Origin of the sequence: Streptomyces sp. NPDC006476 (genome assembly GCF_040612015.1) — a bacterium.
GTDB lineage: Bacteria > Actinomycetota > Actinomycetes > Streptomycetales > Streptomycetaceae > Streptomyces > Streptomyces griseorubiginosus_B.
In genome coordinates this window covers 197979-223510 of sequence record NZ_JBEXPK010000008.1, presented here as the reverse complement: position 1 = coordinate 223510, position 25532 = coordinate 197979, and the positions used below count along the sequence as shown (strand labels likewise).

Annotated in this window: 25 protein-coding genes; 12 read left to right on the top strand and 13 right to left on the bottom strand. The window is 72.0% G+C overall.

All coding sequences use genetic code 11. The features are described from left to right. The first annotated feature begins 25 nt into the window (after positions 1–25). On the top strand, positions 26–628 hold the full coding sequence (locus tag ABZZ74_RS11925) for a TetR/AcrR family transcriptional regulator (RefSeq protein ID WP_356763688.1): 603 nt from the start codon (positions 26–28) through the stop codon (positions 626–628). A gap of 39 nt (positions 629–667) precedes the next feature. Here the strand turns inward: ABZZ74_RS11925 and ABZZ74_RS11920 are convergent, their stop codons facing one another. The 3 genes from ABZZ74_RS11920 to ABZZ74_RS11910 all read right to left on the bottom strand — a co-directional run bounded on the left by ABZZ74_RS11920 (position 668) and on the right by ABZZ74_RS11910 (position 3337). After that, a complete protein-coding gene (locus ABZZ74_RS11920) occupies positions 668–1507 on the bottom strand; it encodes a TauD/TfdA family dioxygenase (RefSeq protein ID WP_356763686.1) in 840 nt (279 codons plus the stop codon). Positions 1508–1754: 247 nt separating this feature from the next. Further along, complete coding sequence (locus ABZZ74_RS11915) at positions 1755–1919, bottom strand: hypothetical protein (RefSeq protein ID WP_356763684.1); 165 nt, start codon at positions 1917–1919, stop codon at positions 1755–1757. 299 nt (positions 1920–2218) lie between these two features. Next, positions 2219–3337, bottom strand: coding sequence for a M20 family metallopeptidase (locus tag ABZZ74_RS11910; RefSeq protein ID WP_356763754.1), 1119 nt, complete (start codon positions 3335–3337; stop codon positions 2219–2221). A gap of 216 nt (positions 3338–3553) precedes the next feature. On the opposite strand from ABZZ74_RS11910, the gene ABZZ74_RS11905 reads away from it, so the two are divergent. Next, on the top strand, positions 3554–4438 hold the full coding sequence (locus ABZZ74_RS11905) for a LysR family transcriptional regulator (protein ID WP_356763682.1): 885 nt from the start codon (positions 3554–3556) through the stop codon (positions 4436–4438). Positions 4439–4458: 20 nt separating this feature from the next. On the opposite strand, the gene ABZZ74_RS11900 is transcribed toward ABZZ74_RS11905, so the two are convergent. The 3 genes from ABZZ74_RS11900 to dhaM form a co-directional block, all read right to left on the bottom strand. Then, on the bottom strand, positions 4459–4947 hold the full coding sequence (locus tag ABZZ74_RS11900; protein ID WP_356763680.1) for a hypothetical protein: 489 nt from the start codon (positions 4945–4947) through the stop codon (positions 4459–4461). Between the two features lie 499 nt (positions 4948–5446). After that, positions 5447–5734 (bottom strand): HPr family phosphocarrier protein, encoded by a 288-nt coding sequence (locus ABZZ74_RS11895; RefSeq protein ID WP_356763678.1) that lies wholly within the window; start codon positions 5732–5734, stop codon positions 5447–5449. Then, positions 5718–6110 (bottom strand): dihydroxyacetone kinase phosphoryl donor subunit DhaM, encoded by a 393-nt coding sequence (dhaM, locus tag ABZZ74_RS11890; RefSeq protein ID WP_356763676.1) that lies wholly within the window; start codon positions 6108–6110, stop codon positions 5718–5720. Before dhaM ends, ABZZ74_RS11895 begins: the two co-directional genes overlap by 17 nt. 315 nt (positions 6111–6425) lie before the next feature. Here dhaM and ABZZ74_RS11885 point away from each other — a divergent pair, with 315 nt between their 5' ends. The 4 genes from ABZZ74_RS11885 to ABZZ74_RS11870 all read left to right on the top strand — a co-directional run bounded on the left by ABZZ74_RS11885 (position 6426) and on the right by ABZZ74_RS11870 (position 10964). Beyond that, entirely contained in the window at positions 6426–7199 is a 774-nt protein-coding gene (locus ABZZ74_RS11885; RefSeq protein ID WP_356763674.1) for an aquaporin, read from the top strand. Continuing rightward, positions 7196–8194 carry a dihydroxyacetone kinase subunit DhaK gene (dhaK, locus tag ABZZ74_RS11880; protein WP_356763672.1) on the top strand — a complete coding sequence of 333 codons (999 nt, stop codon included), beginning with the start codon at positions 7196–7198 and terminating at the stop codon, positions 8192–8194. Before ABZZ74_RS11885 ends, dhaK begins: the two co-directional genes overlap by 4 nt. 443 nt (positions 8195–8637) lie before the next feature. Further along, complete coding sequence (dhaL, locus tag ABZZ74_RS11875; RefSeq protein WP_356763670.1) at positions 8638–9279, top strand: dihydroxyacetone kinase subunit DhaL; 642 nt, start codon at positions 8638–8640, stop codon at positions 9277–9279. Further along, positions 9276–10964 carry a putative PEP-binding protein gene (locus ABZZ74_RS11870; RefSeq protein WP_356763668.1) on the top strand — a complete coding sequence of 563 codons (1689 nt, stop codon included), beginning with the start codon at positions 9276–9278 and terminating at the stop codon, positions 10962–10964. The genes dhaL (ABZZ74_RS11875) and ABZZ74_RS11870 overlap by 4 nt, the downstream gene beginning before the upstream one ends. 16 nt (positions 10965–10980) lie before the next feature. Here the strand turns inward: ABZZ74_RS11870 and dhaL (ABZZ74_RS11865) are convergent, their stop codons facing one another. From dhaL (ABZZ74_RS11865) to ABZZ74_RS11840, 6 genes are all read right to left on the bottom strand, one after another. Further along, positions 10981–11607, bottom strand: coding sequence for a dihydroxyacetone kinase subunit DhaL (dhaL, locus tag ABZZ74_RS11865; RefSeq protein WP_356763666.1), 627 nt, complete (start codon positions 11605–11607; stop codon positions 10981–10983). A 191-nt stretch (positions 11608–11798) separates the two neighbouring features. Then, positions 11799–12575: an IclR family transcriptional regulator gene (locus ABZZ74_RS11860; protein WP_356763664.1), complete on the bottom strand. Its 777-nt coding sequence runs from the start codon at positions 12573–12575 to the stop codon at positions 11799–11801. 91 nt (positions 12576–12666) lie between these two features. Beyond that, positions 12667–13905 (bottom strand): ABC transporter permease, encoded by a 1239-nt coding sequence (locus tag ABZZ74_RS11855; protein ID WP_356763662.1) that lies wholly within the window; start codon positions 13903–13905, stop codon positions 12667–12669. Then, on the bottom strand, positions 13902–14612 hold the full coding sequence (locus ABZZ74_RS11850; RefSeq protein WP_133041173.1) for an ABC transporter ATP-binding protein: 711 nt from the start codon (positions 14610–14612) through the stop codon (positions 13902–13904). Before ABZZ74_RS11850 ends, ABZZ74_RS11855 begins: the two co-directional genes overlap by 4 nt. Beyond that, positions 14609–15859, bottom strand: a complete 1251-nt coding sequence (locus ABZZ74_RS11845) for a hypothetical protein (protein ID WP_356763660.1) — start codon at positions 15857–15859, stop codon at positions 14609–14611. The genes ABZZ74_RS11850 and ABZZ74_RS11845 overlap by 4 nt, the downstream gene beginning before the upstream one ends. Next, positions 15846–16394 (bottom strand): hypothetical protein, encoded by a 549-nt coding sequence (locus tag ABZZ74_RS11840; RefSeq protein WP_356763658.1) that lies wholly within the window; start codon positions 16392–16394, stop codon positions 15846–15848. Before ABZZ74_RS11840 ends, ABZZ74_RS11845 begins: the two co-directional genes overlap by 14 nt. Positions 16395–16486: 92 nt before the next feature. Here ABZZ74_RS11840 and ABZZ74_RS11835 point away from each other — a divergent pair, with 92 nt between their 5' ends. Further along, positions 16487–17185 (top strand): response regulator transcription factor, encoded by a 699-nt coding sequence (locus ABZZ74_RS11835; RefSeq protein WP_356763656.1) that lies wholly within the window; start codon positions 16487–16489, stop codon positions 17183–17185. Positions 17186–17207: 22 nt separating this feature from the next. Continuing rightward, the gene (locus tag ABZZ74_RS11830) at positions 17208–18974 is read left to right on the top strand and encodes a HAMP domain-containing sensor histidine kinase (RefSeq protein WP_356763752.1); all 1767 of its coding nucleotides are present in this window, start codon (positions 17208–17210) and stop codon (positions 18972–18974) included. A gap of 30 nt (positions 18975–19004) precedes the next feature. Here the strand turns inward: ABZZ74_RS11830 and ABZZ74_RS11825 are convergent, their stop codons facing one another. Beyond that, positions 19005–22340 carry a BTAD domain-containing putative transcriptional regulator gene (locus ABZZ74_RS11825; protein ID WP_356763654.1) on the bottom strand — a complete coding sequence of 1112 codons (3336 nt, stop codon included), beginning with the start codon at positions 22338–22340 and terminating at the stop codon, positions 19005–19007. Between the two features lie 178 nt (positions 22341–22518). Here ABZZ74_RS11825 and ABZZ74_RS11820 point away from each other — a divergent pair, with 178 nt between their 5' ends. The 4 genes from ABZZ74_RS11820 (at position 22519) to ABZZ74_RS11805 (ending at position 25437) form a co-directional block, all read left to right on the top strand. Beyond that, complete coding sequence (locus ABZZ74_RS11820) at positions 22519–23214, top strand: hemerythrin domain-containing protein (RefSeq protein ID WP_356763652.1); 696 nt, start codon at positions 22519–22521, stop codon at positions 23212–23214. After that, positions 23211–24146: a pyridoxamine 5'-phosphate oxidase family protein gene (locus ABZZ74_RS11815; RefSeq protein WP_356763650.1), complete on the top strand. Its 936-nt coding sequence runs from the start codon at positions 23211–23213 to the stop codon at positions 24144–24146. The genes ABZZ74_RS11820 and ABZZ74_RS11815 overlap by 4 nt, the downstream gene beginning before the upstream one ends. Beyond that, on the top strand, positions 24146–24292 hold the full coding sequence (locus ABZZ74_RS11810; RefSeq protein WP_356763648.1) for a hypothetical protein: 147 nt from the start codon (positions 24146–24148) through the stop codon (positions 24290–24292). Before ABZZ74_RS11815 ends, ABZZ74_RS11810 begins: the two co-directional genes overlap by 1 nt. 107 nt (positions 24293–24399) lie before the next feature. Then, positions 24400–25437: a L,D-transpeptidase gene (locus tag ABZZ74_RS11805; RefSeq protein WP_356763646.1), complete on the top strand. Its 1038-nt coding sequence runs from the start codon at positions 24400–24402 to the stop codon at positions 25435–25437. The last annotated feature ends 95 nt before the right edge of the window (positions 25438–25532 follow it).

Genomic DNA, 25532 nt, shown 5'->3' with positions numbered 1-25532 from the left:
TTGAGCTGCGGGTAATGTGCTGGTCATGCCCGATACCCCGGCCCTGTCCGAACGTGGTCGCCTGCTGAGGCTGACCGCGGACTACGTCCTGGAGCACGGCGTCGCGGACTTGACCCTGCGCAAACTCGGCAGCGCGATCGGCACCAACAATCGCATGCTGCTGTACTACTTCGGCTCCAAGGAGGAGCTGATCACGGCCGCGCTGGCCGAGGCGAGCGGGCGCTTCCCGATTCTCAGCGAGGCGTTCGTCATCATGGACGACCAGATGCGCCCGCTGCGCGAGCGGATCACCGCGGCCTGGGACGCAGTGGCGGCAGCCGAGAATCTGCCGTTCCACCGGACGTTCTTCGAGGTACTGGGCCTGGCCGCGCATCAACGCGGCCGGTTCGACAGCTTCCTGGGGTCGGTGGGCAGCGAGTGGCGGGAACAACTCGCGGCCTCGCTGGGCGGCGGCGTGCCGAAGGCCGCCGCGGACGATCTGGCCCGGGAACTGGTCGCGTTGTGGCGCGGCCTGCAGCTGGACCTGATCACCTCGGGCGACCGGGCCGGGACCGATCGGGTGATCGCGTCCGCCGCCGAGTCGATCGCCCGGCGGGCGGCGACGGCCGCCGCGGCTTCTGGATCCTGATATCCCGTCACATCCTCCCTGGAATGACGGAGTTTTCAATCAAGAAGCCATCGGGATTCGTGGGACGACAATGTCCAGCGGACCGTCCGGAACCGCGACCGCGTCCTGGCTCCAGCCCCAGATCGAACAGACCCTGCGCAGCGGGTCGCTGTACCCGTCCCTGCCGTGCAGCACCCGGTAGTTGTCGATGCAGATCATCTCACCCGGGCCCACCCGGAACATCGGCCCGCTGTCACGGGCCGCGACGACCGCGTCCTGCCAGGCGCGCACATACGTCCAGTGCTCCGGCTCCAACGGGCCCTCGACCGGCGCGAGATAGGGATGGTTACGTCCCTGGAAGCGGCCCGACGGGGTCCGCCGGACGATCGGCGAGAAGCCGCGCTGCGGGTAGTTGGGCTCGGAGTGGTCGATGTCGACAGTGCGGCAGAAGTCCGCGAGCGCGGCGCTGCCCGGGTCGGCGGCCAGCAGGTCCAGCAGCCGGGAGGTGTCGATCAGGAAAGATTCGCCGCCGCTGGCCGCGGGCCGCTCGCACCACAGGAACAGATGGTCGGGGGCGTAGTCACCGAAAGCGAAGCCGTCGTTGTGGGCGACCATCCGCTCCTCGGCCGAGCCGCTGGCGTCGCGTTTGCGGCCGCGCCTGTCGGCGGGCTGTGCCTTCATCCTCATCCCCTCGACCCGGGCGCTCTCCTTGGTCGCCTCGAACTGGGTGCCGCAACGCACAGCCCGGTCCCCCATGATCGCGCGGGCCATCGCGACCGCCTTCTCCTCGTCCGCCAGCCCGGTCACCATGGCCGCGCCCTCGGCGGCGAGCACCTCTGCCGCCTCCTGTGGGCCGGTTACCTTGCGCGGGATGAAACTTGCGGAGCTGACGTCCGACACAGCGCCTCCTGAAGCAGCGGAACCAAGCCTGATTGAACCAACCGGTTCAATCAGAGTAGAAGCCCCATGTTTCCCGAAAGTGACGCACCCGCGTGCTTTGAGTTGCCCACGCGGACCCTGGAGTCCACCCAGCCCTGGGCTTGTGCCATGCGCGGGATAGTCCGTAGCGACGCTGACGAAGCTGCACAAGATGCGCGTTGGTTGGTGTTCGACCGCGCGTGAGTCGTTCCAGGACAGCGGGCCCCGCTCAGTGGCGGCCGTTGGCGGGTGCCTTGCGCGGGAGGAGGCAGACGAACGGAAAACAGAGGACAAGGACTCCGCCGATGGCGCCGAGCGCGGTGAGGAACCCGTGCAGTTGTCCGCCCGTGGACGCCGCGTCGAAGTAGACCGTGGTGACGATCGCCGCTCCCATGGCATTGGCGAGTTGCTGGACTGCGGAGAGTGAGCCGCTGGCGCTGCCGGCCTCCTCGGGGGAACGCGCAGCGCACTCGAGGTGTTCGTCCTCTCGCCAAAGGCGATGGCGGCCAGGGGAGCGAAATGGGCAGTCCGCTGGGCTTCTCCCGCGCGTCGACCTTCCTCGGCGGGAAGGTGTGTTCGAGTCGGCCGAAGTTCTGACGGGAAGCCAGTTGGGCGGCTTCGGGGGACGGGGAATCCGGCTCGCTCATGGGAGGGGCCTCGGTTTCGTATCGGAGCCACCTCGTCGAGGCCGCTTCAACTGGGCTGCGTTCCATGGGCCGTGTGCTCGATGAGCCGAGCGAGCAGATGGGTGCGGGGGACCATCCGTGCAACCTCGACGTACTCGCTGTCCGCGTGTGCGCCTGCGCCGACGGCACCGAGACCGTCCAGCGTCGGACAGCCCGCCGCCGCGGTGTAGTTGCCGTCCGAGGCGCCGCCGACGGCGATCCCCCGCAGCGGTTCTTGGCCCAACTCCGCGGCGAGGCGGGAGGCGAGGGCGAACAGTTCGGTGGACGATTCCGGCGTCATGGGCGGCCGTTGCCCGCCTCCCAGCACCTCGAGCCGGGCTCCGGGCGTCCGGGCGGTGAGCCCCCGCATGAGCCCGTCGACCCGGTCCTGTGCCGCCGTCGTCGGCACCCGCACGTCCACCGACACCCGCGCCAGCGCGGGCACCGTGTTGCGGGCGGTGCCGGCGGACAGCAGGGTGGGCGTGACGGTTGCGGGGCCCAGAAGGGAGTGGCCGCCTCCGTCGGCGCCCAACGAGGCTCCGAGGCCGGCGATGGAGAGCACCTGATGAGCGGCCTCGACCGCCGCGTTGACCCCTTTCTGCGGCTCCTGACCCGCGTGCGCGGCCCGGCCGTGCACCACGACCTCGTACCGCGAGGTGCCCTTGCGGGCGATCTTGAGCGCACCCTCCCCGTCTCCGGAGGCCTCCAGCACGAAAGCGGCCCTGCACCCCCGCGCGGCTTCCTCGATCAGCTCCCGGGAGGTCGCGGAGCCGACCTCCTCGTCGCCGCTGACCAGTACGCACACCCCGTCCGGGGAGGGCAGGGAGGCCAGCGCGTGGAGCATCTGCACCAGGCCCGCCTTCATGTCCAGGACCCCGGGGCCGCGGGCGATCCCGCCGGTCACAGACCAGGGATGGTCCTGGAGCGAGCCCATGGGCCACACCGTGTCGTGGTGTCCCACCAGGAGGACCCGCGGGGTGCCGAAGGTCCACCTCAGATGAGTCACCCCGTCGATCGCGATGGTCTCCGGCTCGGTCCCCAGCAGTGTCGTCCCGAGGGCGCCGACCATTTCGGCGCTGCGCGCCACCGCCGCGTGGTCGGCCGAGAAGGACTCGCAGCGCACGAGTTTCTCCAGATCGGCCAGCATTGTCGGCAAGGAGAGCGTGGACACATTTCCCCCTCGGATCTCGTGGGCCACGGGTGCGGCGGGGCCCGTCCCCCTGCGGAGCCCCGCCGCGTGAACGACGTTATGGCCGGACAGGGCATTCCACCAGCGACTGGATTGCATGGGATCTATGCGCTGGAGGAATGTGTCGTGGGAGGATGGCGCTTGAGGAAAACAGGTCTCGGGGGAGGGGGGAACGTGTTCGAGGTCGACGCGCTGCGGCTGTTGGTGGCCGTGGCCGAGACAGGGTCGTTCACGAAAGCCGCGGTCCGGCTCAGCTACACACAGTCCGCGGTGTCCCGGCGGATCGCCGCGCTGGAACAACAGGCCGGCGGGCCGCTGTTCGACCGCCTCCCTCGGGGCGTACGGCTCAATCCCGCCGGCCGTACGCTGCACCGGCACGCCATGGACGTGCTCGACCGGCTCTCGCGGGCGGAGCGGGAACTGGCCGTGCTGCACGCGGGGTTCGGCGGACTGCTGCACGTGGGCGCGTTCGCCACCGCCAACATCTCGCTGGTGCCCACCGCCCTGCGGGCGCTCGGGGACGCCAGGCCGGATGTCGAGGTCGTCGCGGTGGAGGGCTGGACCGACACGCTGATGGAGCGTCTCGCGGACGGGGCGCTGGACCTGGCCGTCGTCAGCGACTACCCCTCCGGTCTGCCGTCGGCCGACGGTGTCACGACGACCGTGCTGTGCGAGGACGAGCTGTTCGTGGCTCTCCCACGCGGGCACCGCCTGGCCGGAGCCGAGGCGGTCGACCTGCGTGAACTGCACGACGAGACATGGCTTCACAGCGCGTACGGCGACCGTCCGACGATGCTTGCCGACGCCTGCGCGCGGGCGGGCTTCGTGCCCCGGAAGATCATCCGGATCGCGGAGTGGACGGCGAAATTCGGTTACGCGGCCGTCGGCTTGGGAGTGGCGCTCGTGCCCTCGCTGGCCGCACGGGCGGTCCCCGACGAACTCGTCCTGTGCCGCCTCACCGACTCGGCGCTGCGCCGGACCGTCCATGTGGCACTGCCTGCTGTCCCGCTACCGGCGGCACTGAAACTGCGGGATCTGCTGTACGACGCCGTCAACTGAACCATCTGCGATTCTGGCGGCTACGAGGTGTTGGACCAGGCGTAGTGCCCGTCGACGCGGCCCGAGCCGTCGCCCTCGTCGCTCCACGGGGAGGTCGACTTGCCGTCGTTCGCGCGGACATGCCAGGAGATGACCGTGTTCGCCGGGATGTCGCTCGGCATCCTCCAGTACTGGCTCTGCCCCGACGTCAGGGTGACGGTGGTGTAGGTGCGCCGCTGTTCCACCCCCGCCGCGTCCGTCCACCAGGCTTCGAACTCGCCGCTGAGCGGGCTGGCCTCGGAGGGCTGGTTGTCCTCCTCGGGGTCGTACAGCACTGCGCTGAGCCTGGGCGGCGCCGAGACGTACGGCGTGTCCTCGCCGGTCGCGCAGGTCTTGCCTTCCGACTTGAGGTCCTGGACGAGCGGCTGCTTCGGCGGCAGGTTGTCCACCGCGTACGCCGTACCGCCAGCCGTGGCCAACAGCGCCGCCGCGCAGCGCCCCACCAGCGCCGTCCGTCTGCGTCTGCCCACGGGGACGTGTCCTGGCGGTGCGGCCGCTGAGGTCCGGTCCGTGGTCGCGCGGGTCAGTTCGCGATCGTCGGACACGTTGGACACGTGTGTGACCGGGACGGGACCTGTGGGGCCGGCGGTCGCGAGGGCCCTGGCCGAGCGTGTCGTCCGCCTCGCGGCCCCGCTGGCCGCGGGTCGGCTGGGCCATGGCGGAGCGGCTCGGCCTCCGCCGCCCGGCCGGGTTCCACGGCCTCGGAAGCGGTCCTGGCCCGCCTGAACCTCTTCAACTACGTGGGCGTCGTCACCGCGGGAGCCCTGAGCGGAGTGATCGGCTCCACCGGCCACTTCCGAATGGCCAAAGAGGTGCCGCCGCCCTGATGGCCCTCGTACCGGCCGCGGCCCACCGTTTCACCCGGGCTCCATCTTGAGCTCCGTGCGAAGGGGGTGAGGCGAGACTCTCCCAGGCCGACGGGGGCCTGGGATCCGGGCGGCACGGCGGTGCCGGGTGGCGGCCGCCGGGCTATTCCGCCGTGGCGAGGATGTCGGCCAATGCCGCGACGGCCGCTTCGGCGTCGGTGCCCTCGGCGTGGACGGTCACGGTGCTTCCGGCGAGGGCGCCCAGGCTCATGAGGGACAGGACGCCCCTCGGATCGACGGTCCGACCGGCGTACCGGAGTCGCACGGTGCTGGTGAAGCCGGCTGCGGCGCGGGCGATCCGGCCTGCCGGGCGGGCGTGCAGGTCGGCCGGCAGGACGACGGCGGCTTCGTGGGCGGCTGCGGTCGTGGCGGAGTCAGAGCTTGAAGACATTGCGGGCCTCCTTGGCGGCGGCGACGACGGTCTCGAGGTCGGCACCGGATGCGGCGGTGACGGCGGCGGCGACGGCTCCTTCGACGAAGGGGGCGTCGACGATGACGACGTCGGGGCGGGGATGGTCGTCGAGGACGGTACGGGCGGTCAGGACGGAGCTGCCGAGGTCGGGAAGGACGATGACGCCGCCCCCACGGTCGGCGCCTTCGATCGCCTTGAGAACGAGGTCGTAGCTCGTGCCGATGCGGCCGTCGTCGGTTCCGCCCGTGGCGGTGAGGGGGACGTCCTCGGAGCTGATCTGCTCCACCAGCCGGCGAAGACCCGAGGCGAGTTCGGCGCTGTGAGACACAAGCACGATTCCAACAGGTGCTGTCATGAACGGCAACGTTAGATCTCGGAACACCATTCAGCAATACCGAACCAGTCGGAAGTTCCTCGATGTGGAGTCGGGTGTGTGCCTCTGGGTGCGCCTGCGTGCGTGTCGACCGGTGATTCGGATCTGCCCTCGGTTCGGAGTACTCGTCGAACCTCTTGACACGGGCGAAACGGGCACTTAATTTTCGGAACATCGTTCATCAATGATGAACGCTAGTTCGGATGTCGTCGGCTTTCTGACGGCCCCCTCCCCTTCACAGCCCGCTCATGCGGAGGAGGTGAGGCGCCCGGCGCAATGTGGCACGGGCGCCCGACTATGGAAGAGAACAGCTACTCGCAGAAACTTCTCGCCGAGACGCTGGGCACCGCGGTACTGGTGTTCATCGGCGTCGGTTCGGTCCCGGCGACGCTCATCGTCGGCGGCAACGCCCCGTTCACCATGGCGCAGCTGGGAATGATCTCGCTCGCGTTCGCCACCGCGGTCATCGCGATGGTCTACGCGATCGGCCACATATCCGGCTGCCAGATCAACCCGGCCATCACCCTCGCCCTGGCCGCGACGAAGAAGATGCCCTGGCGGGACGTCCCCGGCTACATCGCGGCCCAGGTGGCCGGCGCGACACTGGGCTCGCTCGCGATCGTGGGGGTGCTGGGAAAGAAGGCGGTCGACGTCGGCCTCGGCATCGCCGCCTACGGCAGCGGTGTCGGCGCCGGACAGGCCTTCTTCGCCGAAGCCGTCGGCACGTTCATCCTCGCGTTCGTCGTGTTCGGCGCCATCGACCGGCGTGCGGCCGGTGGATTCGCGGGCCTGGCCATCGGCCTCGCCGTCTTCGCGATCATCCTCCCGGTGGCGCCCGCCACATCGGCGTCCATCAACCCCGCCAGGACACTGGGCCCCATGATCACGGGCCAGCTGTTCGGGGGCACCGTCCACTGGGACCAACTGCCGGTCTACCTGGTCGCCGAGATCGTCGGCGCGATCGCCGCCGGCCTCCTCTACACCGCCCTCAACGCCCACCGCGCTGTCGCCGCATCCCCCGTCGAGACCCATGCGGTCGAGTCCGCCACGGCCGAAGGAGCCCTGTCGTGAAGAAGCTCATCAACGCTCCCGAGTCGGTCCTCGCCGATGCCCTGGGCGGTGTCGCCGCCGCTCACCCGGGCCTGAAGGTCGACCCGGAGAACAAGGTGATCACCCGCGCCGGCGGCACCCGGGCGGGCAAGGTGGCCCTCGTGTCCGGTGGTGGTTCCGGGCACGAGCCCCTGCACGGCGGTTTTGTGGGAACGGGCATGCTGGACGCTGCCTGCCCGGGGGAGGTGTTCACCTCACCGGTGCCGGGTCAGATGCTGGCCGCGGCCCAGGCCGTCGACGGCGGCGCGGGCGTGGTGTTCATCGTGAAGAACTACACCGGCGACGTCCTCAACTTCCAGATGGCCGCCGAACTCGCCGCCGAGGAAGGCATCACCGTGGAGACCGTCCTGGTCGACGACGACGTCGCCGTCCAGGACTCGACCTACACGGCCGGCCGCCGGGGCACCGGGGCCACCGTCTTCGTGGAGAAGATCGCCGGGGCTCTCGCCGAGCAGGGCGCCGACCTCGCCGCCGTCGCGGAAATGGCCAAGCGGGTCAACTCCTCCTCCCGGTCCTTCGCCGTGGCGCTGACCGCGTGCACCACTCCCGCCTCCGGCAAGCCCGGCTTCGACCTGCCCGAGGACGAGATGGAGGTCGGCGTGGGCATCCACGGCGAGCCCGGCCGCCGCCGGGAGAAGCTCGCCACGGCCAAGGAGATCGTGGCCACCGCCCTGGCCGCGATCCTCGGCGACCAGCCCCTGGACGCGGGGGAGGAGACCATCGTCCTGGTCAACGGCCTGGGCGCCACCCCGCTCATCGAGCTGTACGTGGTGTTCAACGAGGTGGCCTCCGTGCTCGCCGAGAAGGACGTGACCATCGCCCGCAGCCTGGTCGGCAACTACGTCACCAGCCTGGACATGGCGGGCGTCTCCATCACGGTGTGCCGGGCGGACGCCGAGATGCTTGCCCTGTGGGACGCGCCCGTGAACACCGCCGCCCTGCGCTGGGGCGCCTGACCGGGCCGGGGGCGGATCCTCAGGACGCGCGGGCGGGGGCCACCTGCCGGCCGCGGAGATGCGAGGGCGGGGCCGGCTGCCCGTCGCGGACGCGCGAGGACCGGGCCGCCTGCCCGGCAACGGCCCCTCCCCGACCGTCCCCGTCGTCATCCGACTGACCCGCCCCCGGCTCATCCCCACCGCATCCCTCGCGATCCGCTCGACTCGCCTCCGGCTCATCCCCGACTGTGCCGGTCGCCATCCGACGGCCCCGTCCAGGCTCATCCCCGACTGTGCCGGTCGCCATCGGACGGCCCCGTCCAGGCTCATCCCCGACCATGCCCGTCGCCATCCGATCGACCCGCCCCTGGCTCTCCCCGATCGCATGCCTCGCGATCCGACCGCCCCACCCCCGGCTCCACCCTCGCCCTGCCACCTGCCACCTGCCACCTGCCACGCAAGCCATGAACGGAGTCTCCGTGGACATCGACCTCGCCCGCGCCTGGGTGCAGGCCATCGCCGCCGCCGTGGACCAGCACAAAGACCGTCTCACCCAGCTCGACTCGGCCATTGGCGACGCCGACCACGGTGTCAACATGCACCGAGGCTTCTCCGCCGTCAGCACAGCCCTGGACGGCTTCGTGCCGGACACCGTCGGAGCCCTGCTGGTCAAGGCGGGCACCACCCTCATCTCCAGCGTCGGCGGCGCCTCCGGCCCGCTGTACGGGGGCGCTTTCCGTGCCGCCGGCAAGACGCTGGAGGCCCCCACCGCCACGCCCCAGGAGTTCGCCGCCGCTCTCGCGGCGGGCCTGGCGAGCATCGAGAGGCTCGGATCGGCCGCCCCGGGCGACAAGACCATGATCGACGCCTACGCGCCCGCACTGGCCGCCTTCCGGCAGCAGGCCGACGCCGGAGCCACCCTCGCCGCGGCCGCCCTGACCGCGGCAGACGCAGCCGAGGACGGTCTGCGCGCCACCGCCCCGCTGCAGGCACGCAAGGGCCGTGCCTCCTACCTCGGCGCACGGAGCATCGGCCACCAGGACCCCGGCGCCGCCTCCACCGCCCTGATCTTCCGCGCCCTCGCCGAGACGGCGGCCGCCCGATGACCGGCCGCCTCGCCTGTGAGGGGCGCCCCGCCGCAGCCGGCATCGCCCTGGGCTTCCTGCGCCGTACCGACCGTCCGTCCCCGCACGGCTCGCTGCCGCGGCGCACCGGCGGGGAGCCCGCGCGGCAGATCACCGATGCCTTCGACGCCGTCGCCGCTCGCCTGCTGGAGCTGTCGACCTCGCTGCGCGAACAGGGCAAGGACGAACAGGCCGACATCATGGAGGTCAACTGCTACATCGCGCAGGACCCGGATCTGCGCGACCAGGCCGTCCAGCGGGCGGGGGAGGGCCGGCCGGTGGCCGTCGCCGTGCGGCAGGCCGTCGACGCCTATGCCGGCATCATCGCCGCCTTGGACGACCCGACCCTCGCCGACCGTGCCGCCGACGTCCGCCAGGTCGGCCGCCGGGTCCTGGCCCACCTGTACGGCGACACCGGCCCCGCACCCGACCAGCCCCTCGTCCTGGTCGCCCAGGAGATCGGCGCGGCGGACCTCCTGGAACCCGGCCAGACCGTGACCGGCGCCATCTCCGTCACCGGTGGACCGAACTCCCACGCCGCGATCGTCGCCCGCTCCCAGGGCATCCCGCTTCTGCTCGCCGTCGACGAGCGGCTGCTGGAACTGCCCGACGGGCAGGAGATCCTCCTCGACGCCGAGCGGGCCACCGCCGTCGTGCATCCCGACGACAGCGAACGCGCCACCGCTCTCGACGCCATCGACGGCGTCCGCACCCGCAGGCTCGCGCTCGCGCGAGAGCGCCACCTGCCCAGCCGGACAGTCGACGAGCACACCGTCGTGCTGCGGGCCAATGTGGCCACGCCGCCCGAGGCCCGCGCGGCCCTGACCGCCGGCGCCGACGGCGTCGGCCTGCTGCGCACCGAGCTGCCGTTCCTCCACCAAGCCGCCTGGCCCACCCGCGACCAGCACGCGGCCGCCCTCGTCCCCCTCCTGCGCGCCCTCCACGGACGGACCGTCACCGTCCGCACCCTCGACTTCGCCGACGACAAACTGCCGCCGTTCCTCGCCCCGGGCCGCGCGGGCGAGCGGCTCGGCCGCGGCCTGCCCCTGATGCTGGCCGAACCCGACGCCTTCACCGACCAGTTCCGCAGTCTGCTCGGGGCCGGAGCCGACACCGACCTGCGCATCATGATCCCCATGGTCGCGAGCATCGACGAACTGCGCGCCTGCCGCGACCTCCTGCGGACCGCGGCCGACGAACTCGGGGTCAGCGCGCCCCCGCTGGGCATCATGGTCGAACTTGCCGAAGCGGTCGCCGCCGCCGATGAGCTGGCCCGCGAAGCGGCCTTCATCTCCATCGGGAGCAACGACCTCACCAGTCAGATCCTGGGCATGGACCGCCGCGACCCCGCCGCCACCCCGGCCATGGCCGCACACCCCGCCGTACTGAACGCCATCGCCCGGGTCGTCACGGCCGCGCACCGCCACCACCGCCAGGTCTCCGTCTGCGGCGACGCCGCCGCCCACCCCCTCGTCATGCCTCTGCTGATCGGTGTCGGCTGCGACATCCTCTCCGTGGCTCCCGCCGCGCTGGACGAGGTCCGCGCCCGTATCCGCCGCCTCAGGTACGACGCCTGTTCCTCCGTTGCCGCCGCCGCCCTCACCTGCCAGACACCGCAAGAGGTCTGGGAACTCGTCCAGCGGTCCTGCGTGCCCTCGCTGCCCTGACCCGCGCCCCCGGGCGTCAGAGACGGGCCGTCGTGTCGGCGAGGGCGCGGAAGATCAGGGCGGTCGAGGTGGCCCCCGGGTCCTGGTGGCCGACACTGCGTGCGCCGAGGTAGGAGGCGCGGCCCTTGCGCGCCTGCAGGGGTGTCGTGGCGCGCATGCCTTCTTCCGCGGCGTCGGCGGCGGCTGCCGCGGCCGCGGCGAAGCCGGCCTCCCGGCGCGCCTGTTCCTCGAACGCGGCGACGGCGGGCGCGTACGCGTCGATCATGGTCTTGTCCCCGGGGACCGCCGTGCCCAGCTTCTGGACGCTCTCCAGCCCGGCGGCGAGAGCCGCGGCAAAGGCCGCGGGGTCGGCGGAAGGAATCTCCAGCGCCTTGCCCAGCGCGCGGAACGCGCTGCCGTACAGCGGTCCCGAGGCGCCCCCGATGGTGGAGATGAGGACGGTGCCGGTCTTGAGGAACACGGCTCCGACGGTGTCCGCGTCGAGGTCGGACACGGCCGTGACGGCCGCGGTGAACCCACGGTCCAGGTTGGCCCCGTGATCCGCGTCGCCGATCGCCGAGTCGAGCTGGGTGAGGTAGTCCCTGTGCCGGCCGACGGCAACGGCGATGGCCCGCACCCACGCGAGGGCGAGGTCGGCATCCATGGCGTCTCCATTCGATCGGGCGCGTCCCACAACGTCAGCATGTCGGCATCCGCCCCGCACATCGTGATGCGGTCCCACAATCCGGGTTTTTCATCATTGATGAACGTTGTTCCGGAAGCTAAGCCCGGGTTTCGCGGCTGTCAAGGGGGTGGAACAGCGGCGACGGACCGCTCTGTCGCGCCTCGGTACGCTCAGGATCCCGTGGTGATGGCGCCCCGGCGTGGGGCACCCAGGTCCCGGGAGAGGTTGCGGGCGGTCTCGCGGACGGCGACGGCGAGTTCCTGGCGCACCGGTTCGGCCAGCATGCGCTCGACCGGGCCGATGATGCCGATGGCGCCCACCACCTGGCCGGAGCGGTCGTGGACCGGCGAGGCGATCCCCGCGTCCCCGATGGCGGACTCCTGGTCCTCGACGGCGTATCCCGCCTTGAAGACGTCCTGCAGATGCCGGTCCAGCTCCTCCCGGTCGGTCATGCTGGTGCCGGTGAGCACCGCCAGCTCCCCGGCGAGCAGGCGGTCGCGCTCATCCGCCGGCAGCGACGCCACGATGGCCTTGCCCAGGGCGCAGGTGTTCCACGGGATGCTCGCGCCCACCTCGAGAATCTGCACGGCCCCCTCGGGGCGGAAGGCGTGGTGGACGATCAGCACGTGGTCGCCCGTGAGAACTCCCACCCACACGGCTTCCTTCGTCCGATTGGCCAGGGTGTCCGCCCAGGTGAGTGACCGGGTGCGCAGTTCCTGGGTGTCCAGATAGGCGTTGCCCAGCTGCACCAGGTCCGGCCCCAGCTGGTACTTCGAGCTGTCCCGGTCCTGCGAGACCAGCCCCTCGATCTCCAGCGTGCGCAGCAGCGCGTGCACCGTGGGCTTGGCGACGCCCAGCCGCTCGGCGAGTTCCGTCACACCCAGCCGGGGCCCGCCGGAGGCGAGTTCCCGCAAGATCTGCACCGCTCGATGCACAGATTGGACCATGGAGATCTCCGATTCGGTACTGCTGAACAATGTTCCGGGATTCAATGTAACTGTTCAGCGCATACGTCGGCATCGTACTCGGCACGTGCCACTAGGCCGTCGCCAGTGCCTCCGTCGGTGTCAACCGGGCCGCTCGCAGGGACGGGTAGACGCCGGCCAGCATGCCGATCAGGATCGCGCCGGTGAGGCCGGCCGTCACCGAGGTGAGGGGGATGACCGGGGGCCAGTGCTGGTGGGTGGCGTAGGCGACCGTGGCCAGGGTGCCCAGGGCCGTGCCGGCCAGGCCGCCGAGGGCTGACAGGACGACCGACTCGGTGAGGAACTGGGCGCGTATCTGGCCCCGGTTGGCGCCCAGGGCCCGGCGCAGGCCGATCTCGCGGCGGCGTTCGAGGACCGAGATGACCATGGTGTTGGCGACTCCGATGCCGCCGACGAGGAGCGCGACCCCGGCGAGTCCGAGGAAGAGCGCGGAGAACGTGGACGCGGTGGCCCGTTTGGCGGCCAGCGCGTCGGACGGGCGGCTGACCTGGACCACGCCGGGCAGTGGGGGATTGATGGTGGCGGGCAGTACGTCACGTACGGCCTCGATCTGGGACTCCCTGGCCTTGAGATAGAGCACGGTCGGGTGGCCGTCGAACTTCAGCAGGGTGCGCGCAGCGTCCCAGCCGACCAGGACCGAGCGGTCGATGTCCGGGGAGAGGGGGGTCGTGGCGAGGGTCCCGATGACCGTGAACCAGTGGCCGGCGACGTAGATCTGCGGGGCGGGCCGCCCGGTGGTGATCCTCGGGATGCCGAGACGGGAGGCGGCCACCGAGCCGAGGACGGCCGTGGGGAACCTCTCCGTGGCCGGAGTGAGGAAGCGGCCCGAGGCCACCCGCGCGTTGATCGTCCGCAGCAGGTCGAGTCTGGAGGCCAGGACGGTCAGGCCGGTGTAGTCGTCGGCGCCCAGGCGGTCGTTGCGGAAGACCTCCGTATGGGTGTTGGCGACCGCGCTGGCCGCCGTGACCGGCCCGATCCGGCGCACCATGTCCACCGACTCGGGAGGCAGCAGCACCGGCGGGTCCTGGTTGGCGGGTACGGCCTTGAGCATGTTGGTGCCCAGCGCGGAGAGTTCCTTCATCAGCGCTTTCTGACTGGACGCCGGGATCCCGGTGACGACGATCAGGGTGGCGATGCCGATCGAGATGCCGAGCGCGGACAGGGCCGCGCGTATCTTGCGGGTACGGATGCCCAGCAGCCCCAGGCCCAGGATGTCCAGCGGCGCCAGCCGCACCGGCCTGCTGTCGCCGACCCCGCCGGTGGCGTGCCGCCGCGTCGATGTGATGGTCATGACCAGCTTTCCATGCGGGCGTCGGCGTCGACGCGGGTGTCGGAGCGCAGGCGGCCGTCGCGGATCTCCACCCGGCGCGGCAACTGGGCCGCGATGTCCCGATCGTGGGTGATGACCGCGATGGTGGTCCCCTCGCGGTTCAGCGTGGTCAGCAGATCCAGTACGGCCACACCGTTCGCGGTGTCCAGAGCGCCAGTGGGCTCGTCCGCGAGCACCAGGACGGGCCGGTTGACGAGGGCGCGGGCGATGGCCACCCGCTGCCGCTCACCGCCGGAGAGCTGCTGCGGCAGATGACGGGCCCGGCGGGCCAGCCCCACCCGGTCCAGTGCCTCCAGGGCCAGCGGCCGGCGCTTGCGGCGCGGCACCCCGGCGTACAACAGGCCGGTGGCGACGTTCTCGGCGGCGGTCAGCCCGTCGGTGAGGTGGAACTGCTGGAAGACGAACCCGAGTCGGCGGCCCCGCAACGCCGACAGGCTGCGGTCGGAGAGCCGTGCCACGTCCTGGCCGTCGATCTCCACGGTGCCGCTGGTCGGCCGGTCTAGCGTGCCCATGATGTTCAGCAGCGTCGACTTGCCGGACCCGGACGGGCCCACGATGCCGAGCAGTTCGCCCTGTTCGACGGCCAGCCAGACGTCGTGCAGCGCCGTGACCCCGCCCGGGTACACCATGCTCGCGCCCTGCACCGCCAGCACCGGTGGCGCGCTCATGACGTCGTCACCACCTTGGTCCCGGCGTTGATGCCGTCACCGCTGATCTCCACCACGCCCTTGGAGAACATGCCGGTCTTCACCGCCACCAGCCGGCCGCCGGGCAACTGGACCGCGTAGCCGCCCTCGCGCAGCGCCGTCAGGGACCCGATGGGCACGGTGAGCACGCCCTTGCGGGTCTCCGAGGTGAACTTCACCTGGACCGGGGCGGAGTTCAGCCCGCGCACCGCCGCGGTGTCGCGCAGGTCGATGCCGACGGTCAGCCGGGGCTGCCCGGAGGAGTCGTCGCCGCTTGAGGCGTCGGTCGTGCGGACGGTGGCGCCGATGGAGGCGATGGTGCCCGGGGCGGTGGAGCCGTCGGGCAGGCTCACCGTCACCGTGTCGCCCCGCTTCATCGAGCCCGCCTCGCCCGGGTCCACCTGGACGGTCACCGACTTGGCGGTGGAGGTGACCGTCATCAGGGTCCCGTCGGCCGGGTCGGCGAGCTGCGCCTGTACGCCCTCGACCCGTACGGCGCCGGACAGCACCAGGACGTCACCGACGCCCAGCACACCGGTGGCCGGCATGCCGGCCGCGGTCTGCCACCGTTTGATCGCGGCGATGAGGCCGGCGGTCAGGACACCGTCGCCCCGTTTGACCTGGACGGGGGTGGTGGAGGGCGCCGCAGGGGCGGAGGGGGAGGCGCTGGACGGTGCGCTCGACGGGCTCACGGGGGCCGTCGGCGTGACGTGCCGCGGGGTGACCCAGGTGCCCACCGCGGGCTGTACGCCGATGTCGTAACCGAGTGCCCTGAGGTTGTCGGCCACCGTCCTCACGTCCGGCCCGGTGGTGCCCCTGGCCTCCAGGGTCCGGTACAGCGGTGTGCCGCCGTAGAAGAGCGGTACCGGCACGTTGTCCACGCGGTACAGCGGCCGGCCCCGGCGCACCGTGGCCCCCGTCGCGGGCAGCCAGGTGAGCAGGCCGCTCCTGCCGCCCTTCACCGTGGTGGCCCGGCCGTAGCCGAGATTTCCGTCCAGCGTCTGGGCGTTGGAGAGGTCGCTCCTGGTCACCACGGCGGTCGCGGTGTGTACGGCGCCGCCGCCGGAGTCCGGCTTCCCGCCGCCGTTCTGCCGCCACGCGGTCACGGTCAGCGCGCTCGCCACGACGACCGCCACGGCCACCGCTCCGATGACCACCCGCCGTCTGCCCGGTGGTACGCGCCGTCTGCTCGACGGAACTGCGGCCTCCGTGTCGTCAGTTGTGGTCACCGAACGCCTTCACCTGACAAGCGACCATGATCTGGTCGTAGTTGGGGGCGTTCAGGCTCGCCCCGTCGACCAGGCCCCAGCCCCGGTCCGTGACCACGCTCTTGATGTGGTGCTCGTTCATGCACTTCACCATGGCCCGTGTGTCGTCGTCGAAGTCCGGGTTCTTGGCCGGGTCCAGCTCCGGCGGATCGAGTGGCAGCTTCCCGTCGCAGGCCTTCACGCCGGGGGCGTCCGGGTGCCTCTTGTACGTCTTGTCGACGCCGTGCTCCTTCAGGCAGGCGGTCCAGCCGTCCCACATGCGGTTGACGTCGTCCTGGGTGCTGTCCAGCCGGATCTGCGGCCGGCCCGCGTCGGGATCGGCGCTCGCACTGGCCGAACCGCCTTTCGCCGCAGGGGTGTTCAGCGAGGCGACCTCGTCCTTGCCGCCCTTGTCCGCGTCGTCGTTCCCGCCGGCGCCCCCGCACGCGGTGAGGAGGAGCAGGCCGGCCGCGCCGACGGAGGTGAACACCGCGGCTCGAGTGGAGGGTTTCAACATGGCGCAGACCATGGCCCGAAGTTATGACGATCCTGTCAGGACGCCGTCAGAAAGCCGTCTGACCTGATCCCGTCCTGCCTACCCTGACCGTCATGAACGCCCGTGTCCTGGTGGCCGAGGACGACATCAAACAGGCCGAGGTGATCCGCCGCTACCTTGAGCGGGAGGGGCACACCGCGCTGCTCGTCCACGACGGGCGCACGGCGCTCGACGAAGTCCGCCGGCAACGGCCCGACCTGCTGGTCCTCGACGTGATGATGCCGGTCGTCGACGGTCTGGACGTGTGCCGGATCCTCCGGCGCGAGAGCGATCTGCCGGTGCTGATGCTGACCGCCCGCAGCACCGAGGAGGACCTGCTGCTCGGCCTGGACCTCGGCGCCGACGACTACCTGACCAAGCCCTACAGCCCCCGTGAACTCATGGCCCGTGTCCGCACGTTGCTCCGGCGCACCCGGACGGCCGCCGCCCCGAACGACCCGGTGCTGCGGGTCGGCGCCCTCGCGGTGGACCCCGTCCGCCGTACCGTCGAGATCGAGGGCCGCCAAGTGGCCTGCACCCCGGGTGAGTTCGACGTCCTCGCGACGATGGCCGCCGAACCGGAGCGCGTCTTCACCCGGCGCCAGCTCCTGGCCGGCACGCGCGGGGACGACCGTTACATCACCGAACGCACCATCGACGTCCACGTGTTGAACCTCCGCAAGAAGATCGAGGCCGTACCCCGCCGGCCGGTCTATCTGCAGACGGTGTTCGGAGTCGGCTACCGCCTCAGCGACGGCAGCCGTGGACGCTGAGCGGAGCAGGGCCGGGGGCAGAGTGCCGTTGCGGCGCAGTCTGCTGGTCCGGTTGCTGGCCGCGTCGATCACCATCGCCGTGTGCTCGGTCGCGGCCACCGCCTGGCTCGCCGCGCGCACCACCACCAGCGCCATCCAGCAGGAGCAGGGACAGGTCCTCGCCGACGACGCCCAGATCTACGACACGCTCATCGGCTACGCCGCAGGCCACACCGGCTGGTCTGCGGTCACGCCCGTCCTGAAACGGCTGACCGAACGGACCGGCCGCCGTATCACCCTGACCACCCAGGACCGTCTGCCCATCGCCGCGTCCGGCACCATGACCACCCTCCCCACCAAGGCCTCGGCGCTGATCGACCCCCTGCGGGCCGACCCCGCGCTGCTGCCCGGAGTCAAGGCGGACGGCATCGACCCACGGGCGGTCGGCCCGTACCGGCTGCCGAAAACCGAGCGTGCCGAACTGCTCAGCCGGGTGGGGAAGTTGCAGTCCTGTCTGCGCGGCGTCGGTTCCCCCGCCGGAGTCACCGAGGAGCCGAGCGGGAGGCCCGCCCTCGTCCTCGGCGGCGACAACGGGACCCAGCGAAAGGTCGGCGAGGTGTGCCAGCTGTACCGGCTGGACGATCCCACTCTCACCGAGAAACGGGCGCTCGACCAGCTCAACGCCCTGGTCACCGGCTGCCTGAGACGCCAGAACCTGGGGCCCGTGGAGGTCGATCTCAGCTTCAGTCCCCTCGGAAACGCCGGCGGCGCGGCCGTCCAGCCGTGCATCGACACCGCCCGCCGCGAGCAGCTCGCCCCGTACGTCGCTCCGGCCGCGCTGCTGTTCGTCGCCACCCCCGCCGGATCGACGGCCGCACCCGGCTTCGACCTCTCCTCGGCCAACACGGCCCGGGTCGCCGGTGTCGCCGCGCTCGTCCTCGTCCTCACCGTGGCCGTCACCGTCACCGTCGGCACCCGCCTGGTACGGCCCCTGCGCGCGCTCACCGACGCCGCCCGCCACCCGGCCCAGCAGCATCTGCGGGTACCGGTGACCACCCACGACGAGATCGGCCGGCTGGCAGCCGCCTTCAACGACCTGGCGGAGCGCCGCGAGCGGGTGGAGGTCCAGCGCAAGGCCATGGTCAGCGATGTCGCCCATGAACTGCGCACCCCGCTCAGCACGATCCGCAGCTGGCTGGAGGCGGCCCAGGACGGACTGGCCGTCTCCGACGACGCGTTCGTCGCCTCCCTGCTGGAGGAGGCCCTGCTGCTCCAGCACATCGTCGACGACCTCCAGCATCTGGCCCAGGCCGACGCGGGCCGCTTCCGGCTGCACCCCGAGCCCCTGCGGCTGCGGGACCTCCTCGACCACGTCGCCGGGGCCCACCGCGGCCGGGCCGAGACCGTCGGCGTCACGCTCACCACCCGCGTCGAGGACACCCCGGCCCTGTCCGCCGATCCCGTACGCCTGCGTCAGGCCGTCGGCAACCTGCTGTCCAACGCCATCCGGCACACTCCTCCCGGCGGCAGTGTCACCCTGCGCTGCCGCCGGGCGGGCGACGAGATCCTGATCGAGGTCGCCGACACCGGCACCGGGATCGCCGCCGACGACCTGCCCCACGTCTTCGACCGCTTCTGGCGCGCCGACAAGTCCCGCAGCCGCCAGACGGGCGGCAGCGGCCTGGGCCTCGCCATTGTCCGCCAGCTCACCGAGGCGCACGGTGGCACGGTCTCGGTGACCAGCACCCCGGACACGGAAACGGTCTTCACCCTGCGCCTGCCGCTCGTCTCCGACGCACGGCGGTCGTGACGCGCCTACGCCGCCCGGGCGGGACGGACATCAGACACCCAGGGTTCGGCGGCGCTTCCGTTCCGCCTCCAGTTGTACGGCCGCCCGGCGGGCCTCGGTGACGCGGTGCGGCGCGTCCCAGGCGAGCGCGACGCGTTCGGCCAGCGCGTAGTGGTCGGCCGCCGCCCGGTCCTCCCCGACGAGCCGGTACAGATCGGCCAGCGCGTGGGCCAGGGGGCGGGTCGCGTAGGCGGCGCCGGCCGTCCCGGCGAACTGGTCGCGGATCGGGAGGACTTGTTCGATCAGCATGGCCGCCGTCTCCGTGTCGCCGAGCAGGACCGCCACTTCGCAGCGGTAGTCCAGCTCTATCCCGTAGAGGTGGTCCGTGACCGGGCGCGGCAGCAAGGACACCGCCGCCGCCTCCTCGAGCCGTCCCAGTCGGGCCAGGACCAGGGCGTGGGCGACGGCGACGGGGGTGCCGATCTCCGCGTGCAGATCGCGGACGACCGGTTCGATGTCGTCCGCCCGCCCCTGCGCGAGACGGATGGTGATCAGGCCCAGGGTGCGGGGGCCGGTGGCGTGGTGGGCCCCGACGCGCCGCAACAGACCGTCGGCCTCGGCGTAGCGGGCCTCGGCCTCGTCGAAGCGGCCGGTGACCGCGGCCAGCATCGCCGAGGTCGCGGCGGCGATGCCCTGAGCCCACACCATGCGGTAGCGCAGGGCGAGTTCCAGCCCTTCGGCGTTGTGCCGGCGCAGCCCGGCGGGGTCGTTGCGGGTCGCGGCGGTCATGCCGTAGAGGTGCTCGCACACCCAGCGGTAGGCCGGCAGGTCGTGCGTCTCGGCCAGCTGCCGCAGTTCCGCGACGAGCGGCATACGGACGGCACCCTGCACCTCGTGCGGCAGCAACTTGGCCGAGGTCATCAACGCCGAGGCCAGCAGGCGCGGTTCGCCCTCCGCCCGGGCCAGCGCCAGTTGCGTGTGCGCCGCCTCCACGGCCCGCGGCACCTCCTCGGCGGCCACGGCGTCGACGAGGACCTGGAGGACCCGGGCGCGTGTCGCACGGTCGAGCGCGCGGTCGCCGGCGAGCCGTTCCAGGCGGGCCAGGGCGGTCCGGTCGAAGAAGCCCTCCAGCCGGGTGCGCCAAGGCGAGGGCTCGGTCCAGGCGCCGTAGACCGTGGCGAGCAGGTCGTCCCGGCCGGCCCGCACCGCGAGGTCGACCGCCCGCTGCCGGGTGTCCCGCGCGGCGCCCGTCGCCCCGGCCCGCAGCTGCGCGCCCAGCAGCCGTACGAACAGCGCGACTGTCTCGTCCGGCGCGGCACCGGGGTCGGCGACGGCCGCCCGGTGCGCGTGGAGAGCCTGTTCGATCAGACCCACGGCGACGTCGTGGGCGTACCGCCGCTCGGCCAGCTCGGCCGCCCGCAGCGCGTAGTCGACGGCCAGGGGCGCGTTCGCCGTCCTGCCCGAGCGGGCGAAATGGAAGGCGAGGGCCGCGAGATCGTGCGGGCGGTGGCGCCGCAGCCCTTGCGCGATGCGGTCGTGCAGCCGGGCCCGCCCCAGCCCGGACAGGTCGGTGTACACGGTGTCGCGGACCAGCGCGTGCACGAAGCGCACCCGCCCGAGCCCGGGTTCGCTCAGCAGGTCCGCGGCCAGCGCGGCGTCGAGTCCTTCCAGCACCGTGTCCTCGTCGGTCTCCGCCGCGTCGACGAGCAGGGCGACCTCGGCCTCCAGGCCCGCCACGGCCGCCAGTTGCACGGCCGACCGGGCCTGGGCGGGCAGCAGGGCCAGGCGTCGGCGCAGTACGTCCCGTACGCCCTGCGGCACTTCGGACACGGCCACCAGGGCGCCCTCGCTGACCAGCAGACGGGCGCTTTCGAGGACGTAGAACGGGTTGCCGCCGGTGCGTTCGGCGAGCGCCGTCACCGTGTCCTCGTCGACGGGTTCGCCGCAGACGGCGGTGACCACCGTCGCGACGTCCCGGGGCGGAAGTCCGCCGAGCGCGATGCGGCGCGGGGCCCGGAGGGCGAGCCGGCCGAGGGTCTTGACCAGGTCTTCGCCCACCTCGGCCGGGCGGTAGCCGGCCACGATGAGGAGGGGGACACCGGTGATCTGCGCGGCGGCCTCCAGGAGGGCCAGGGTCTCGCCGTCGCCGCGGTGCAGGTCCTCCAGGAGGACGGCGAGCGGCTGTCCGGCCGCCGCGGCCCGCAGCCAGGCGGCGAAGGCACGGTGGGTACGGAAGCGTCCCGCGGCGGCCTCGTCTCGCGTCGTGGCGGCCATGGCCTCCGGCTCGCGCAGCAGGGCGACCAGTTCCTCGGGGTGCGTCGGCGGCACGTGCTCGGCGAGGGCGCCGAGCGCCTCCACCCAGGCCCATGCGGGCGGCGCCCCCTCGTACTCGGGGCAGCGCCCGATGACCACCGTCCACCCCGTGGACTCAAGCCGCTCGGCGAGCCGTTCGAGCAGTGCCGACTTCCCCGCTCCGGCCTCGCCGGTCACCAGGACCACACCGCCCGCGCGCCGGGCCGCCCGCGCGGCCGCGTCCACGGCGCTCAGTTCGGCCTCCCGGCCGACGAAGAGGCCGTCCTCCTCGTCGGGAACACCGGCGGCCGTCCCCGGCGCATCCATCGGTACGGCAGCGCGCAGTACGTCCAACCGCCGGGCGAGGACGGCGTGTTCCAGCTCGGCCAGGGCCGGTCCGGGGTCGCAGCCGAGCTCCTCGCGCAGCACGGCGGCGGCGCGGCGCAGACAGGACAGGGCGTCGCCCTGGCGGCCGCAGGCCCAGTGGGCGAGGGCGAGCAGCCGCCAGCCCTCCTCCCGCAACGGGCTGTCCCGCACCAGGACTTCGGCCGCCAGCACCGCTTCGGACGCGTGTCCGGTGCGCAGGTCGGCCGCCACGGCCAACTCGCGAGCTTGAGCGTGCAGTTCGGTCAGCCGTGCCACCTCGGACACGGCCCACGGCTCGTCCCGGTGCCCCAGGAACGCCGGACCCCGCCACCACCCCAGCGCCTCGGCCAGCAACTCCCGCGCCCGGGCGGGCGGGGCGCTCCAGGCCCGGGAGACGAGGGCCTCGAACCGCCAGGCGTCCACCGCCTCGGCGGGCAGCCGCAGCGCGTAACCCGGTGGGGAGGTGACCAGGACGGCCGGGCGGGTGCGCGGGCGTCGCTCCGGTTCCAGCAGGCGGCGCAGGTTCGACACATAGGCGTGCAGGGAGACGGTGGCCTTGGCCGGGGGCGCCCCGCGCCACAGCTCGTCGACCATGCGGTCGACGGGCACCACCTCCTGGCGGGCCGCGACCAGCAGCGCGAGAACGGCCCGCTGCCGGGGAGCTCCCAGGGCGACGGACGTCCCCCGGAGCTCGGCGCCCAGGGGGCCGAGGACTCGAATACGCAGCACGCTGCGCGAATCTACCCGAGCGGCGCGGACAGGCCGTTCAACAGACGCTAAACGCGCTGGTCAGCGGTGTCCCAAGGGTCTTCCCAAGGGTGGTGGCAAGCAGATGCCAAGCAGATGCCAAGACGGTCGGGCGACCGTGGGCGGGATCTGACGGCCCTCGATGTTGGAGCAAGCAGGCGTGTCCCGCAGTACGGCATTTCCCTCCCCTTCCGGCCAACGGCCCTACACCCACGAGATGGTGGTCGTCCACCGCGTCTTCCGGCGAGAGTCGGCGCTCGCGCCCCGACTGGTACGGGCGGTGCCGGACGGCGACACCACCCGCGCGGCACGGATCGCGACCCACCTGGACGACTACGTCATGGGGCTGCACCATCACCACTCCCTGGAGGACGAGTTGGTGTGGCCACTGCTGCACGCCCGGGGCGCGGACGGTGACTTGGTCGACCGGATGGAGCAACAGCACCAGCGCATCGACCGGAGCCTCACGATCGTGGCCGAGTGGCTGCCCGTGTGGCTGCGGGATGCCGACCCCATGGCCCGGGAGGAACTGGCCCTGGCCCTGACCGAGCATCGCACCGCGCTGCTCGAACACCTCGACGACGAGGAGCGGTTGGTGCTGCCGCTGGTCGCCACCCACCTGACCGTCGCCGAGTGGGACGTGCTGGGCCGACGGGGGCTGGAGGAGCTGCCCAGGAACAAGGTGATGACGGCCGTCGGCGCGATCCTCGAGGACGCGACGCCCGAGGAGCGCGCCTACTTCCTCGGCAAGGCCCCCTTCCTCGGCCGTCTGCTGTGGAAGACCGTCGGCCGACGGCAGTACGTCGCGTCCTGCCGTGCCCTGCGCGGCGCGCTGCCCGAGGAGGCGGGCCGGTGACCGTCCTCGACTCCGTCCCCCTCGACGTCCTGGACGCCTACCGGACCTGCGAGTTCGTCACGCTCGGCCGGGACGGCGCACCGGTGGCCTGGCCCGCCGCGGTCAGACGTCGGCCCGACGGCACGCTGCTGCTGACCACGTCCCTGGCCTTCGCGCAGAAGGCGCTGAACATACGCCGGGACGGGCGGGTGGCCCTGCTCTGGTCCGACCCCACCGGCAGCGGCCTCGACCACGCACCGCAGATCCTCGTCCGCGGCCGGGCCGTCTGCCCGGACGAGATCATGACGGGGCCGGAAGGCGCCGAGGACTACTGGCGGATGCTCTTCGAGCGGCAGCCGCACAGCCGGTCCTACCTCGCCCCCGGCGTCCGACGGCTGATGGAGTGGTACTACCTGCGTCTGCTCATCACGGTCACCCCGGAGCAGGCCGTTGTGCGTCCTCCGTCGGCCTCCTTGCCCGCGACCGGGCCGGTCACCGGTTCCCCCGCGTCACCCCTGCTCGGGGCCGCGCAACTCGCCCGCTACCCGGACGCGGTGCTCGCTGCGTGCGACGGGACGGGAGCACCCGTACTCGCCCGGACTCGGCCCGTGGCGACGGACGCGGGTTTCGCGGTGACGGTACCCGCCGACGTCGCCGTGACGGCCGGTCCCGCCTCCCTGTTGGTGCACCGGCATGACGAGCGGCTGAACACCATGCGGAACACCCTCGTCCGTGGAGAGTTGCGGCACACCGACGGTGGCTGGCTGCTGGTGCCCGGCACCGTGGTGGAGCCGATGGGTTCCGGGCGCCCCAGTGACGCGCTGCGGGTGCTGCGCCGGACGCATCGGGCCACCGCACGCTATCTGGAACGCCGTGGCCTGCCACGGCCCCGCGTGCGGTGGGCGGCGTTCCGGGCGCTGGCCACGGCCGAACCGCAGCGAGCCAACCGCTGATGTTCACCGTGGTCGTCCTGGTCACCGTGGTCGTCCTGGTGGCCACGGCGGCCACTGTGGCCGCAGTACGGGCAGCCGGCCGCTGGCCGCAGGTGCACGCCCGCGAGGACCGGATCCAGCGGGTGATGCGCTCACCCCACCACTGACCCGGTGAGCGGGACGACGGTTACACGGTCAAGACGAATCGGTCATGGATCGGGCGCACGCGTGCGATGAGATGTTCGACATGGGGGACGATCCAAGGAGCGATGAATTGCGCAGGCATGCACAGCTGTGGGGGAACAAGCGCGTGACCGCGGGCCGGCGCAGGACGGCCGTCGCGATCGCGCTGCTGACCGGCGTGGTGCTCGTGGGGACGAGCGCGTGCGGTACCGGAAACCACCCGGCGACCACGTCCAACGGCAAGGCGGCCTCGGCGAACGCGGCCGCGGCCACGGGCAAGTCCGGTGCCCACGCCAAGCCGAGCACGCCGGCCGGGCCGCCGATGCTCCTGGAGTCCATCACCCCGCGCACCGGCACCACCGTCGGTGTGGCGATGCCGGTGTCCGTGGTCTTCAGCAAGCCGGTCGCCGTCTCAGCACGGGCCGGGATCGAGAAGGCCCTCAAGATCACGACCTCGGTGCCGACGATCGGCGCATGGCACTGGTTCAGCGACACGCGGGTCGACTTCCGGCCGAAGACCTACTGGAAGCCGGGCACCTCGGTCAGCGTCGACGCCGAGCTGACCGGCGTCACCGACGGCAACGGCCGCTACGGCACGCACGGTTACCACCACGCCTTCACCATCGGCGACGACAACGAGGCCACCGTGTCGGTGACCGGCCACACCATGCGGGTCACGCACGACGGCACGCTCGTGAAGACCCTGCCCATCGATGCGGGCAGCGCGGCGTTCCCCTCGTGGGACGGCACCATGGCGGTCATCGACAAGGAGGCCGAGGTCCACATGACCTCGTGCAGCGTCGGCATCAGCTGCACCAAGGGCGACCCGAACTACTACGACCTGACCCTCCCGTGGGACGTTCACCTCACCAACTCCGGCACCTACGTCCACTACTCCACCGGCGACCCGTATCCGGGCCACGGTGAGGGCTCGCACGGCTGCGTGCACCTGTCGCTGTCGGACGCCAAGTGGTTCTACGACTTCGTCAAGCAGGGCGACCCGATCACCATCACCGGCTCTCCCCGCGGCAAGGCGGCCGGCGACAACGGTTACGCGGACTTCAACCTGTCCTGGTCGCAGTGGCTGCAGAACAGCGGCACCGGCCAGGCGACGACCATCGCCTCCTGAAGCCTCACCGGGAGCAGCCGCCGCTGCTCCCGCGGACATGCCGCCCGTCGGGTCCGAGACGGAGCCGTAGGCCACGCGGCCTGCGGCGCCAGAGA

Excerpts from the sequence above, each read along its gene's own strand:
- ABZZ74_RS11925 (WP_356763688.1), top strand. The coding sequence starts at position 26 with ATGCCCGATACCCCGGCCCTGTCCGAACGTGGTCGCCTGCTGAGGCTG.
- ABZZ74_RS11915 (WP_356763684.1), bottom strand. The coding sequence starts at position 1,919 with ATGGGAGCGGCGATCGTCACCACGGTCTACTTCGACGCGGCGTCCACG.
- ABZZ74_RS11910 (WP_356763754.1), bottom strand. The coding sequence starts at position 3,337 with ATGCTGGCCGATCTGGAGAAACTCGTGCGCTGCGAGTCCTTCTCGGCC.
- ABZZ74_RS11895 (WP_356763678.1), bottom strand. The coding sequence starts at position 5,734 with ATGTCTTCAAGCTCTGACTCCGCCACGACCGCAGCCGCCCACGAAGCC.
- dhaM (WP_356763676.1), bottom strand. The coding sequence starts at position 6,110 with ATGACAGCACCTGTTGGAATCGTGCTTGTGTCTCACAGCGCCGAACTC.
- ABZZ74_RS11885 (WP_356763674.1), top strand. The coding sequence starts at position 6,426 with ATGGAAGAGAACAGCTACTCGCAGAAACTTCTCGCCGAGACGCTGGGC.
- dhaL (WP_356763670.1), top strand. The coding sequence starts at position 8,638 with ATGAACGGAGTCTCCGTGGACATCGACCTCGCCCGCGCCTGGGTGCAG.
- ABZZ74_RS11870 (WP_356763668.1), top strand. The coding sequence starts at position 9,276 with ATGACCGGCCGCCTCGCCTGTGAGGGGCGCCCCGCCGCAGCCGGCATC.
- dhaL (WP_356763666.1), bottom strand. The coding sequence starts at position 11,607 with ATGGATGCCGACCTCGCCCTCGCGTGGGTGCGGGCCATCGCCGTTGCC.
- ABZZ74_RS11860 (WP_356763664.1), bottom strand. The coding sequence starts at position 12,575 with ATGGTCCAATCTGTGCATCGAGCGGTGCAGATCTTGCGGGAACTCGCC.
- ABZZ74_RS11855 (WP_356763662.1), bottom strand. The coding sequence starts at position 13,905 with ATGACCATCACATCGACGCGGCGGCACGCCACCGGCGGGGTCGGCGAC.
- ABZZ74_RS11850 (WP_133041173.1), bottom strand. The coding sequence starts at position 14,612 with ATGAGCGCGCCACCGGTGCTGGCGGTGCAGGGCGCGAGCATGGTGTAC.
- ABZZ74_RS11840 (WP_356763658.1), bottom strand. The coding sequence starts at position 16,394 with ATGTTGAAACCCTCCACTCGAGCCGCGGTGTTCACCTCCGTCGGCGCG.
- ABZZ74_RS11835 (WP_356763656.1), top strand. The coding sequence starts at position 16,487 with ATGAACGCCCGTGTCCTGGTGGCCGAGGACGACATCAAACAGGCCGAG.
- ABZZ74_RS11810 (WP_356763648.1), top strand. The coding sequence starts at position 24,146 with ATGTTCACCGTGGTCGTCCTGGTCACCGTGGTCGTCCTGGTGGCCACG.